The sequence below is a fragment of the Bacillus sp. FSL K6-1106 genome (assembly GCF_038005245.1).
Taxonomy (GTDB): domain Bacteria; phylum Bacillota; class Bacilli; order Bacillales; family Bacillaceae; genus Bacillus; species Bacillus altitudinis.
On record NZ_JBBOSV010000001.1, the window covers coordinates 1,446,042 to 1,458,197 of the forward strand.

Consider the following 12,156-nt stretch of genomic DNA (forward strand, 5'->3'; position numbering starts at 1 on the left):
TTTATTTTAGCCCTTTTTCTTCTTTTCAGCGTGATAGAAAACCTTTGCAGACTAGGAAGGACGAGTACTGGCGCGGAGCGAATTTCACATTCGTGAGCACCAGCACGCAGGACTGACAACGAATGCGAGGGTTTGTCTACACGCTGAAAGGACCTTTCAGCAGGTCCTTTTATTTTTTATATAAAATGAGCGCTGAAAAACAGTAGAGCTGCTCTCCTCCTTGCTCACAGATCACCGCCACATTGTATTTGATGTCAATAATTTGGTCGTCGTCCATTCCTTTTAAAAAAAGATTGATTTCGCTTTGCAAATCTTTCTCGTGTTCTTCATCAAATACAGCTACCTTCAGCACATATGCCACTCTCCCTTCTCTTGCTACTCTATTTTTATGCAAATAGAGACGGACATATGAACAAAAAAAGCCTTCCATCTTGTCGATGAAAGGACTTCTTTTTACAGCTTCGGTTTTGTTTCTCCTGTCCATGCAAGCATGCCGCCAACGACATTGGTTGCTTGATAGCCTTGGTCTTCTAAGAAATAGCAGACATTCTCACTGCGTTTACCAGAACGGCAAATAATATAATACTCTTGCGTCTTATCAAACGCATCTAGCTTCTCAGGAATATCGCCCATTCGAATATGGACTGCCTCTGGAATCATGCCTTCTGCTACCTCTTCATCCTCACGCACATCGACGAGTTGAATGGCTTCTTCTTGCTCTAGCTTTTGCTTTAATTCTTCTATTGAAATTTCTTTTACTGACACGAGTCTCATCTCTCCTTTTATTCACGGTGACACCATTATAGCAAATCATACACATCACTGCGTATTCACCCGCTTGGATTGAAGGAAAGACGGGAATCGTTTCTTCACATCAACTGCCGGCTGCTCGCTTTCAAACTCTATCTTTTTAAACACTTGATAGGCTAGCCACATGTGGCCATATGCGAGAATGCTGATGCTAAAAAACGGTACGATCCCTGGCAAATAAGCAAATAGGATAAAGAGAATAGCCGAGAAAACGAGCATAGAGAGCGTATATTGCAAATACGAGATGCCAAGCAGAAGGGAAAATTTCAAATAAAGACGCTTTTTCCAATCATAATGAGCCAGCAGCGGAAAGATATAAAACAAGCTGACAATAAACAGAAAACCAAAGATATAGATCGCAAAGCGAAGCACGTGTAAAAACCAACTCGTTGGATAAATATAAGCAAGGTCTACATAAATAATTGTCCCGATGATGACTAGCACCACTCCAATGACATTAGAGCGTACAAATTCTTCGCGGTATACTTTCCAAAAGGTTTGAAAGACGCTGACTTGCTCATGCCCTTGTATCCACTTTCTCATCACAGAAAATAACGCTGTTGTTGCAGGCATGAAGCCAAAGATTCCAAGCCCAAGTAAAGTGAACAAAAGCCATAACAAATTCGTATAGGCAAGTCTCATCACCCACTCACACATGCGCAACATTCTGCTCATTGATCCATCATGATCCATCTCTCTTCCCTCCTCTCTTTCTCGTTACACCGTCTCTTTTTGAAACAATTCTTCTATTTCAATCGGACGTTTTTCTGCAACTGAGCGCCACATGCCTTCGCCAAGTGCAATGGAATAAGCTCCCGCCTCTGCTCCTGCCGAAATGTCATAAGAAATGAGCGGATCTTTTCCTAAAAATAAATCTGCTAATAATAGCGGATCTCCGCCCCCATGACCACCTGATTGCTTCACAACTTCAATCGTTTCTTTTCCACCAAACATCGGGTAGTATGCAATTGTCTGTTCAGGGAATTGAAAAGGGATTCTCGATGGCACATGAAACTCATTTGTTTCAATCCGTCCCTTCGTCCCGTTAATCGCAAGCCGGTATCCTTCATATGGCGCTGAAAATTGAATCGAGTAACTTAACAAAGCCCCCTGATCATAAGCCACTGACGCCACATACGTATCCTCAATATCAATTTCTTGGTCAAAAATACAGGCATCCGGGCGATAATTTGAGTATTGCTTTGACTGCTGCTCACCCGATTCAATATGGTCATCCTCCACCTTTGTGCGCTCTACCCGCGGATTCCACCTTGCTTCATAATGACAGGTATCTCTTACATGACAGGTTCCACAATATCGATTCTCTTCACCCTGCAAAGGATTCCAAGGACTTTCATCCCCATAATAATTCAGTGCGCCATAGGCAAATACTTGCTTCGGCTTTTGATCAATCCACCAGTTGACCAAGTCAAAGTGATGGGTCGATTTATGAATAGACAGACCGCCTGAATATTGACGCGAGCGGTTCCACCTTTTAAAATAACTGGCTCCGTGATACGTATCAATGAGCCAGCTTAACTCAACAGACGTGACCCTTCCAATCTTTCCATCTAAAATGAGCTCTTTTATCTTTCGATGGAATGGATTGTAGCGATAATTAAAGGTGACGGTGACCTTACCTTTGCTTTCTGACTCTTTTTCCATCACCTGTTTAGCGTCTTTTGCTGTTGTGACCATCGGCTTTTCCGTTATGACATCCAGATCATGATCCAGTGCCTGCAGGATATATGTGACATGTGTATCATCTCGCCCCGCCACAATGACGATATCTGGTCTTGCTTCCTTCACCATCTGACCAAATGCATCCTCATGAAAAAATGAGACGCCCCTTAGTGATGGAAAACGTTCCTGACAAAGTGTATACCGCTGCTCATCTACATCTAAGAGCCCTGTAATCCTGTAATGCTCGTTGAAATCCTCGGTGAGCGGTTTGATAAACATATTGAAAGCACGGTGACTGAGCCCGCAAACGGCGACCCTTTTCACATTCCCCCACCCCTTTTTTTATTGGTTTTCACGAAGCTGCTTCATGAGAGACAGTGCCTCTTTAGATTTCTCCGCATACACAGGTATGAAGGCGACCATATCTCGGTGTAATCGAAAGGTATAGCCATTTAGCTGCTTCGTTCCTTTCTTGATTTGGACCGCATAATCGACTGTATTTCCCGTCTTTGCATCTTCCACCGTATATGGTCCTGCCCCTTCGCCATCTACCCGCATCTCTTCAAGCAGCTGAAAGCTTTCAGGATCATCATATGTTCTAAACATTTCTTCCGGGACAAACATCACGTCCCCCTCTTTTGCAGTTATTTCAACAAGAAGTTTTTCAGGAATTGCAGGGAAGATGTGAACGTCGTATGTCTCCTGATTTGGTTGAAAAGCTTTCTCCACTAATTGGTCTTTCATTGCTTTTGACATGTCAGAAAAAATAAGGACATCAATCCCCTCTGTTTTCCCCTGACAGGCGGACAAATAAAAGGCAGCGATGAAGCTGAGGAGCCATGCCGCAGCCCTTTGATACCGCCTCATACCTTTTGAAACACAGACAGCTTTTCTAGTTCAGTTAACGCCATAATAAAAGCGCCTGCTCCATGCAAATCATTCGTGCTCCGCTCTCTGCCAACGTAATAGTCATAAAATCCCGCAGATGTTCCAATACAAATATCGTTCACCGTAAAATCGCCGTTGTCTTTTTCCTTCGTTTTATATTGAATCAATCCTTGATACGCTTGGACCACATGATCAACATATCGAAGACTGACATATCCTTCATTCATGGCTTTTGCCATCGCATATATGAATAGACATGACCCTGAGCTTTCAAGCCAATTGTCGCTATGACTTCCTTTATCAATGATTTGATGCCATAAACCCGTCTCGTCGTCCTGATATTTTGCCACACTTTCCAGCATATCTGTCAGTGTGTCCTTCCACACTTTTCGTCCTTCATGTCCTTCTGGTAAATCTTCGATCATATCGGCTAACGCAAGGACATACCAGCCAAAGGATCTTGCCCAAAATTCTGGGGAACAGCCCGTCTGTTGATCAGCCCATGGCATCACTTTCCGTTCATCCCATGCGTGATAGTAAAGGCCCGTTTTTTCATCTTTGGTATGCTTTCTCATGAGATGCTCTTGATGGATGACCATGTCCACCAGCTCCGATTCTCCTGTCAACTGGGCATACTTTAAAGCAAAAGGCCCACCCATATAAAGACCATCTAGCCACATTTGATAGGCATAATTGTCTTTATGCCAGAAACCGCCCTCAGACGTGCGATTCAGCGTCCGGTAAAGCCCCCGAAGCTTTTCTGCTGCCTTCACATACCGCTTCTCTCCCGTTCTTTCAATCAGCGGGAATAAAATGAGCCCTGCTTGAATGGCATCAAGCTCGTCTCTGCGGAATAACAGATTCCCATGGTCATCAATGAGTGAGTCAGCATAATTTTTCACATAATCAAAGTACGCCTCGTTTTCTGTTGCTTCGTAAAGTTTCATCACTCCGCAAAGGAAAACCCCTTGATGATAGTGCCACCTTCCAGCTGGCGGAAGTTCAATCGGTGTATACGCTTTCATTATTGTTTGTGCTAATTTCTCTGCATGCTCAAGCGGTGATCCCTTTTCAATCGATAATGTCATTGGTCTTCATCTCCCCTTTTAATAAATCCCTTCTTCTCCAAACTTCTTCGCTAAACGGTTCGCCATCATGACCAAAATAAGTCCAACGGCTGCTTTAAATAAACCAACAGCGGTACTATAGCTGAATTGTCCTTGCTTCAGACCAGCTGTATATACATAGGTATCAAAAATCTCTGCAACTTCCCTGTTGGTCGCATTGAGTAATAAATAGACATGCTCAAATCCAAGCTCTAATGTATCACCGATTTTTAAAATGAGCAGTACAACAATGACACTTTTAATCGCAGGAAGGGTGATGTGCCACATTTGTCTGAGTCTGCCGGCTCCATCCATTTTTGCTGCTTCATATAGCTGCGGATCTACTGCTGTAATCGCTGCAAGATAAATAATGGTTGACCAACCCGCTTCTCTCCAGATTACCTGCAAAATGTACATGGGTCTAAACCATTCTTGACTAAGAAGGAAGTTAATCTTTTCTCCTCCGAAGAAAGCAATCAATTCATTGATTAACCCGCCATCTACCGTTAACAAAACAAAAGATAAGGACACGACAATCACCCATGACATGAAGTGAGGAATATAAATCATTGTCTGAACAAATTTCTTAAACAGTGCCAACCTGACCTCGTTTAAAAGAAGGGCTAATAAGATTGGAATCGGAAAGAAAATCACGACATTCATGGCAAATAAAATGAGCGTATTTTTTAATAAGATGAAAAATGTTGGTTCTGTAAATAAGCGAATAAAGTGTTTGAAGCCAACCCACTCACTGCCAAGAATTCCGAGAAACGGCTGGTAATCTTGAAAGGCAATGATCAGCCCCCACATAGGGACATATTTAAAGACAAGAAAATAAAGGAGCCCTGGCAAAATCATTAAATACAGAAATTTTTGACTAAGTAATTGATTAAGTAAGCGCTTTCTCTTTTCTTTTTTCAAAGCTGCCGCAGGCACACCCTTGGCAGTGACATCCTGTGTTTTCACAGATAAAGCCTCCCCTCATGCTGATGCATGTGTTAACTGTATCTTAAGGATGAAAAATCCGTCTACAATCATATCATCAGATCATATTTACTCAGGGGAAGCTACTCAAAACGTTACATAAAACATAAGAAAATGATCCTAATCTCAGAAAATGATTATTGACAAACCTACCAGATTTTTGGATTAATAAACTAAGGGGAAAAGATTGTTTCGTTTGAAATGGGGGGTTTTATGAAAAGAAAGCAGTATAAATTTTATTACAAGCTGGTGACGTTTTTTTTCGTGCTTAGTACAATTCCTGTTATTATTGTCGGTATTTTTTCTTATCAGCATTCGCAAAAAACTGCACTCGAAAATATTTCAAATGAAAAGCTGGACAGCGTCAAACAAACGCAATCCAATATTGAGCATATTCTAAAGACAGTAGATCATTCTCTCACTCACTATGTCAGTTCGCCGCCTCTCCTTCAAACACTGGCAGAACCTTTAAATCCAGACCAATTCCAACTTTATAATCAAGTCCAGCAAGAACTGAATTACCTGCAAACCTTCGACACCGATCTCTCCAATATTACACTTGTTAGTAAAATGGAAGATTGGTATATGAACAATTCTGGTCTTTATCATGTCTCAAACGGAGATCAAGAGAAAGCGTTAACCTCTTACCTCAATATTCCGAGTCATTCCAGCTGGGCACTTGAAGAAAATAATCCACTTGTCTCAACAAAAGAAGGAAAGACATCCTTTTGCAAATACAATGTGAATTTAATCAAGCAGCTTCCGATGAACAGTGTCCAAAAGAAGGGGATCGCCGTCGCCAGCATTCCAAGCTGCGTGATTGCTGACAACATGCCTGACTTCTCTCAATCTGATAGTATGTTTGTCATTGATACAAACGGAAAAGTGCTGCTACATAATCGAAAAGAACAAATTGGTGACTCGTTAAAAAATCAAGATTTCGTCAAACATGTCCTGTCACTTGAAGAACGATCCGGACAATTTGATATGAAAATCGATGAACTAAACTATCAAATTACGTTTCAAAAATCAGATTATAACGAATGGACATACTTATCCTTTGTCTCCATTCCAGAACTAAAGCAGCAAACAAAATCAATCGGGTGGATCACCTTTATTATTTGCTTTATTTTGTTAGCGCTTTCATTATTATTTTCATGGTTTGGCTCTAGACACTTTTATAAACCGATTCGCTTATTATACGAATCCTTTGCACGTAATGAGTCGTTTTTGCATAAACAGCCTTTCCAAAATGAATTTGAGCTCATCGAATCGAGCATTAAACAAATGAAAGATCAAAACAATGATCTAGAGGAACGGATTGAGCAGCAAGTGACCCACTTACAGCAATACTTTATGGTACGGCTGCTGCTTGGCAAACTGACGGAAGAAGAGATTCACAACCGATTTCAAAGTCTAGGCTTTCCTCGTGACTGGTCCCATTTGTCCATGCTTGTGACCCAAATCGATACACTAAAAGGAACGCCGTATGAAAAAAAGGATGCAGACTTGCTTTTATTTGCGATAAATGGACTGATTGAGCAGATTATTCCGCTAGAGGAGCACCTTCAGCCAACCGTTGTCAATCAGCATCAAACGACGATTGTTCTCAATCAATCGAAGTCAGAAGAGGAATTTACTGAATATTTAAATCAATTAGCCGAAACAATTCAGCAGCGGATTGAGGAAGAGCTGGGCTTGTCGATCAGCATTGGGATCAGTCGCTCATTTAAAGAGCTCTCTATGGCCAAACATGCTTATATTGAGGGAAAAGAAGCCTTAAAATATAGGCTCAAGGCAGAGAAAAAATCCATTCTTTTATACGAGCACATTCAGCAAGGAAAGACGTTTAAGACTCATTTTCCAAAACAGTTGCAGCATGATTTATTTGATGCCATTAAAGCAGGCGATCAAGGCAAGGCAGATCACTATTTACATGTGCTTCTGCAATCCATTTTTTCTAAAAATGCTGGACCACATGAGTACCAGATTGCTCTCGCTCGTTTTTTAAACAATCTCATCGAGCTGATGCATTTGCTAGGCATTGAATTGTTTGAAGTCGAAGATAATAAAATGCTCTATGATACGATCTTTGAGTTTAAAACGTTTGAAGATACAGAAGCGTGGCTGAAACATGAGATCATTCGACCCATCATTGATCAGCTCGGCGCGCGTGAAGACTCTCAATATAAAAATATCTCAGAGAAAATCATTCATATCATTCATCAAGAATTTGACTCAGATCTGACATTGGATGAAATCGCTACACGCCTGCACTACAATCCAAATTATTTAAGCAGTATTTTTAGAAAGGAAATGGATATCTCCTTTAGTGAATATCTCTCGTCTTACAGACATCATGTCGCCAAAAACTGGTTGGTGGAGACGGATATGTCGGTGAAAGAAATTTCGGAAAAGCTAAAATACAAAAATCCGCAAAATTTCATCCGCTCCTTTAAAAAGCTGGAAGGCACGACACCTGGGAAATACCGTGATCAGAAAAAAGGCACATAAAGCAAAGTCCCGCTCTCACAAGAAGCGGGACTTTTTTATTTAAACTGTTCATTTAGAATGCTGTCTTCCAGCACTGAAAGCGGCTCGCCATACACTCGTTCAATATGGGCTGCCCCCCAATCACATAACGCATTCAAAATTCGCTCAAGTGACTGTCCGTATTCACTTAATTCATACTCCACTTTAGGCGGCACTTGTTCATATACAATGCGGTTAATCACACCGTCATTTTCAAGCTCTCTCAGCTGCTGTGTGAGCATTTTTTGTGTGATGTTTGGCATGAGGCGCTTCAGTTCACTCGTCCGCTTTTTCCCATGTGTTAAATGACATAAAATCACACACTTCCATTTCCCGCCGATCACTTCAAGCGTTGCCTCCACAGAGATATTATATTTCTTCTTTTCCAACGTCTCTTCACTCCTTTTGATGCTGTACAGGCACTTTTTAGTACCTATATTACAAAAAAGTACGTACTTTTTTTTCTGTCATCTATGTTAGATAATAACTCTTGCCGATCGGCTTCGTCTATTAAAATGTCATGAAAGAAGGATGTGAATCACTATGCAAAACAAACAAAATCACTTTGCCCTTCTCGCACTAGCGATTAGTGCATTTGCTATAGGTACAACTGAATTTATCTCTGTAGGTCTTCTGCCGATGATCTCAGAGGACTTTGGCGTGAGTGTCAGTCAGGCCGGCTGGACCGTTTCTTTATATGCGCTCGGTGTTACCTTTGGCGCACCAATTCTAACCTCCCTGACTTCCGCTATGAACAAAAAGACATTGCTTTTGCTCATTATGCTCGTCTTTTTGATCGGAAATACACTCGCCACGATTGCCCCGACCTTTTCTGTACTCTTAATCGGACGAGTGATTTCAGCCCTATCACATGGCGTATTTATGTCGATTGGCTCGACCATTGCCGCAAGCCTTGTGGTGAAAGAAAAGCGGGCAAGCGCCATTGCCTTTATGTTCACTGGTTTAACAGTCGCTACTGTGACCGGTGTGCCATTCGGTACGTTTCTTGGTCATGAGCTCGGCTGGCGGACGTCATTTGGTGTGATTGTCATGATTGGCCTAATCGCACTGATTTCTAACTATTTCCTTGTTCCGTCTCAATTGAAACAGGGCGTGAAAACAACGTTTAAGGATCAAGCAGCCTTATTAAAGACGAAAAGAATTTTGCTTTTATTTGTCATTACTGCTACAGGGTATGGAGGAACTTTTGTCGTCTTCACCTATTTATCCCCTCTCTTGCAGCATGTGACAGGTCTTGCGCCTGGAACAGTTGCCTTGATCCTGCTGTTATACGGGATGACCATCGCCGCTGGGAATGTCATTGGCGGAAAAGTAGCGAATAAACAGCCAATGAAGGCACTGATTTATATGTTTATCATTCAAAGTCTCATCTTGTTTATCCTTAGCTTTACTGCTGGATTTATGACACTCGGGATTGGAACTGTGATGCTGATGGGACTGTTTGCTTTCATGAATGTACCCGGCCTTCAAGTTGCCGTCGTTGATTTTGCAGAAAGGTATACACCTGGAGCTGTCGATGTTGCTTCCGCTCTGAATATCGCTGCCTTTAATGCAGGTATCGCCATTGGTTCATTTTTAGGCGGTATCGTGACAGATACCCTTGGGCTTGTGCATACCGGCTGGGTTGGCGGCATCATGGTGCTCATAGCGGCCATACTCACGATGGTGAGTCATCAAATCGAACAAAAAGAATACAAACAAACCATTTAAAGGAGTCTTTCAAATGAACGATTTACAAAGTACAAAAACATTAAACAACGGCGTCCGCATGCCAGGATTTGGTCTTGGGGTCTTTCAGGTTGAAGAGGGCACGGAATTAATTGAAGCTGTTAAAACAGCCATTCAATTAGGATATCGCAGTATTGATACAGCTTCTATTTACGGCAATGAAGAAGGTGTTGGACGAGGCATACAACTTGGTCTAGTAGAAACAGGCCTTCGCCGCGAAGACATCTTTGTGACATCCAAAGTGTGGAATGCCGATTTAGGATATGAAGCGACACTAAAAGCATACGAAGACAGCCTGAAAAAACTTCAGCTTGATTACCTTGATCTGTATTTAATTCACTGGCCAGTTGAAGGAAAATACAAGGAAGCATGGCGCGCGCTTGAAACGCTGTACCGTGAAGGAAAAGTCAGAGCCATCGGTGTGAGTAACTTCCAGCCGCATCATCTAGATGAATTATTGAAAGATGCGGACATCATTCCAGCGATTAATCAAGTCGAGTTTCATCCAAAACTCACGCAGGAAACGCTGTTTACGTATTTGAAAACACATGGCATCCAAATGGAAGCCTGGTCACCACTTATGCAGGGAGAGCTGCTGCACCACCCGCTGATCACGGAGCTTGCGGGCACATACAGCAAAACACCTGCTCAAATTATTTTGCGCTGGGATGTGCAAAAAGGCGTCATTACGATTCCTAAATCAACGAAAGCCCATCGTTTAAAAGAAAATGCCGATATTTTCGATTTTGTCCTATCTGATGAGGATATGAAGCGCCTGTCTGCCTTAAATGAAAATAAACGAATTGGTCCTGATCCAGACAACTTCGACTTTTAATGAAAACACCCCCGCTTTTTACTAAGCGGGGGTCTTCATGTTCATCATTTTGATTTTTTAAAGGAAGCTTCATATTCTTCTATGATTTTATTTCCACCATTTGATTTCCACTTCTCTACATCTTTCTTAAATTGTTCTTCGTTGATATCACCAAGAATGAACTTATAGGTTGCATCATCGATGATTTTCTTCAATTCATTTCCTCGCTCTGATGCCGTTTCTGAATACAGGCTTTCAGCAGGGTTAGCGACAATGATGTTTTTATTGTCTTCTTCTAGCTCTTCATATTTTGTACGAACTGCATCGCCTTTATTTTTCAAGTAACGTTTATCAATCCCTACGAGGCTGACAAGCGGCTGTACATCTGTCTGCCAGCTTTTCACTTGGCTTTCTTCCCTCACAAATGTATTTCCATCTTGTTTGTTATAATGCTTTCCATCAATCCCATACGTCATGAGACCATATACGTCTTCTTCTGCAATGCGGTCAAAGAAAGCCAAAATTCTCTTTAACTCTGCTTCAGATTTGACGCTTGTTTTAGGGAAGGCGAAGATGCCATTATGGCCGCCTGATGCCCATACACGTTCTTTGCCATCTGGGCCTTTGATTCGGTTGATAATATCCACTTCCATGTTCTTATCTGTTGCATCATCTCTTAAGTTCACTGCATCTACCATATTTCCAACATAGATACCCGCTTTTCCTTGTGAGAACAATTCTTGCTGCTGCGTTTTGCTTGTGACTGGGAAGTCTTTGTTTATATAGCCATTGTCACGCAGCTTTTTCATATATTTCATTGTATTCATATATTCATCTGTCATAAAGTCTGGCGTAAACTTGCCGTTTTCTTCTTTCCAATCTGTTGGCATTCCTTCATAAGAACCGAGCGTTTTAAATGCACCGTAAATCAAATCATTACGGTCTGTAAAACCAATTGTATCGTCCTTACCATTTTTGTTCGGATCTTTTTCAGTAAATGCCTTGGCTACTTCATAAAGGTCATCCAGCGTTTTTGGTGTATCCAAATTTAAATTTTCAAGCCAATCCTTTCGAATGACAATCCCTTGTCTTGAAAGTGGTCTCTCTCTATAAATGCCATAAAGCTTCCCATCGATAGAGGCATTTTTATTAATCAGTTCGTTCATCTTACTTAAATTTGGATAATCCTTTAAGTATGGACCGATTTCCCAGAACATGCCTGATCTGAACGCATTGATAGCAGATGAATTCTTAATGTCTTGAATCGTCACAATTTGCGGGAGGTTCCCTGCGGCAAGTGCTGAATTTAAACGGTCTTCTTTCACCGCATCAGGCACCCACGTAATATCAAGCTCTGTATTTGTGAGCTTCTCAATCTCTTCTAACACTGAATCTTTCGGCGGCTGCTGATGATATAAAATCGCCATCCATGTCAGCTTCACCTTTTTGTCTAAATCAACCTTTTCATCTGATGAACTTGCCCCTTTACTTGAACAAGCTGACAGAATACCACTTGCGGCAAATAACAAAACAAAGGCAATCAGCCATAATTTCTTTCTCCCCATAAGATCCCTCCGTTATTCCATCTTT

At 41.6% G+C, this 12,156-nt stretch carries 12 protein-coding genes; 3 read left to right on the top strand and 9 right to left on the bottom strand.

Annotation, left to right across the window (positions count from 1 at the left end; translation table 11 throughout):
• Nucleotides 1-169 precede the first annotated feature (169 nt).
• From MHI20_RS07510 to MHI20_RS07540, 7 genes are all read right to left on the bottom strand, one after another.
• A complete protein-coding gene (locus tag MHI20_RS07510; protein WP_003217582.1) occupies nucleotides 170-352 on the bottom strand; it encodes a sporulation protein Cse60 in 183 nt (60 codons plus the stop codon).
• A gap of 101 nt (nucleotides 353-453) precedes the next feature.
• Nucleotides 454-765, bottom strand: a complete 312-nt coding sequence (locus tag MHI20_RS07515; protein ID WP_017358336.1) for a rhodanese-like domain-containing protein — start codon at nucleotides 763-765, stop codon at nucleotides 454-456.
• A gap of 54 nt (nucleotides 766-819) precedes the next feature.
• Nucleotides 820-1,503 (bottom strand): YesL family protein, encoded by a 684-nt coding sequence (locus tag MHI20_RS07520; RefSeq protein ID WP_035702083.1) that lies wholly within the window; start codon nucleotides 1,501-1,503, stop codon nucleotides 820-822.
• 24 nt (nucleotides 1,504-1,527) lie between these two features.
• Nucleotides 1,528-2,817 (bottom strand): Gfo/Idh/MocA family protein, encoded by a 1,290-nt coding sequence (locus tag MHI20_RS07525; RefSeq protein ID WP_327855113.1) that lies wholly within the window; start codon nucleotides 2,815-2,817, stop codon nucleotides 1,528-1,530.
• 18 nt (nucleotides 2,818-2,835) lie between these two features.
• The gene (locus MHI20_RS07530) at nucleotides 2,836-3,360 is read right to left on the bottom strand and encodes a hypothetical protein (RefSeq protein WP_045034176.1); all 525 of its coding nucleotides are present in this window, start codon (nucleotides 3,358-3,360) and stop codon (nucleotides 2,836-2,838) included.
• Nucleotides 3,357-4,469 (bottom strand): glycoside hydrolase family 88/105 protein, encoded by a 1,113-nt coding sequence (locus MHI20_RS07535; protein WP_340937411.1) that lies wholly within the window; start codon nucleotides 4,467-4,469, stop codon nucleotides 3,357-3,359. Before MHI20_RS07535 ends, MHI20_RS07530 begins: the two co-directional genes overlap by 4 nt.
• An 18-nt stretch (nucleotides 4,470-4,487) precedes the next feature.
• Complete coding sequence (locus MHI20_RS07540) at nucleotides 4,488-5,453, bottom strand: ABC transporter permease (protein ID WP_008343019.1); 966 nt, start codon at nucleotides 5,451-5,453, stop codon at nucleotides 4,488-4,490.
• A gap of 231 nt (nucleotides 5,454-5,684) precedes the next feature.
• Between MHI20_RS07540 and MHI20_RS07545 the strand changes: the two genes are divergently transcribed.
• Complete coding sequence (locus tag MHI20_RS07545) at nucleotides 5,685-7,985, top strand: helix-turn-helix domain-containing protein (protein WP_019743703.1); 2,301 nt, start codon at nucleotides 5,685-5,687, stop codon at nucleotides 7,983-7,985.
• A 35-nt stretch (nucleotides 7,986-8,020) separates the two neighbouring features.
• On the opposite strand, the gene MHI20_RS07550 is transcribed toward MHI20_RS07545, so the two are convergent.
• Nucleotides 8,021-8,392 (bottom strand): winged helix-turn-helix transcriptional regulator, encoded by a 372-nt coding sequence (locus tag MHI20_RS07550; RefSeq protein ID WP_008343017.1) that lies wholly within the window; start codon nucleotides 8,390-8,392, stop codon nucleotides 8,021-8,023.
• Between the two features lie 154 nt (nucleotides 8,393-8,546).
• Here MHI20_RS07550 and MHI20_RS07555 point away from each other — a divergent pair, with 154 nt between their 5' ends.
• Together MHI20_RS07555 and MHI20_RS07560 are read left to right on the top strand one after the other, a co-directional pair.
• Nucleotides 8,547-9,734 carry an MFS transporter gene (locus MHI20_RS07555; RefSeq protein ID WP_268360662.1) on the top strand — a complete coding sequence of 396 codons (1,188 nt, stop codon included), beginning with the start codon at nucleotides 8,547-8,549 and terminating at the stop codon, nucleotides 9,732-9,734.
• A 13-nt stretch (nucleotides 9,735-9,747) separates the two neighbouring features.
• Nucleotides 9,748-10,587 (top strand): aldo/keto reductase, encoded by an 840-nt coding sequence (locus MHI20_RS07560; protein ID WP_285526371.1) that lies wholly within the window; start codon nucleotides 9,748-9,750, stop codon nucleotides 10,585-10,587.
• Nucleotides 10,588-10,631: 44 nt separating this feature from the next.
• Here the strand turns inward: MHI20_RS07560 and MHI20_RS07565 are convergent, their stop codons facing one another.
• A complete protein-coding gene (locus tag MHI20_RS07565; RefSeq protein WP_008343015.1) occupies nucleotides 10,632-12,131 on the bottom strand; it encodes an extracellular solute-binding protein in 1,500 nt (499 codons plus the stop codon).
• Nucleotides 12,132-12,156: the final 25 nt, after the last annotated feature.

What these genes read in the sequence shown, in the direction of transcription:
- MHI20_RS07535 (WP_340937411.1), bottom strand. Translation starts at nt 4,469, where the DNA reads ATGACATTATCGATTGAAAAGGGATCACCGCTTGAGCATGCAGAGAAA.
- MHI20_RS07560 (WP_285526371.1), top strand. Translation starts at nt 9,748, where the DNA reads ATGAACGATTTACAAAGTACAAAAACATTAAACAACGGCGTCCGCATG.
- MHI20_RS07530 (WP_045034176.1), bottom strand. Translation starts at nt 3,360, where the DNA reads ATGAGGCGGTATCAAAGGGCTGCGGCATGGCTCCTCAGCTTCATCGCT.
- MHI20_RS07545 (WP_019743703.1), top strand. Translation starts at nt 5,685, where the DNA reads ATGAAAAGAAAGCAGTATAAATTTTATTACAAGCTGGTGACGTTTTTT.
- MHI20_RS07565 (WP_008343015.1), bottom strand. Translation starts at nt 12,131, where the DNA reads ATGGGGAGAAAGAAATTATGGCTGATTGCCTTTGTTTTGTTATTTGCC.
- MHI20_RS07520 (WP_035702083.1), bottom strand. Translation starts at nt 1,503, where the DNA reads ATGGATCATGATGGATCAATGAGCAGAATGTTGCGCATGTGTGAGTGG.
- MHI20_RS07555 (WP_268360662.1), top strand. Translation starts at nt 8,547, where the DNA reads ATGCAAAACAAACAAAATCACTTTGCCCTTCTCGCACTAGCGATTAGT.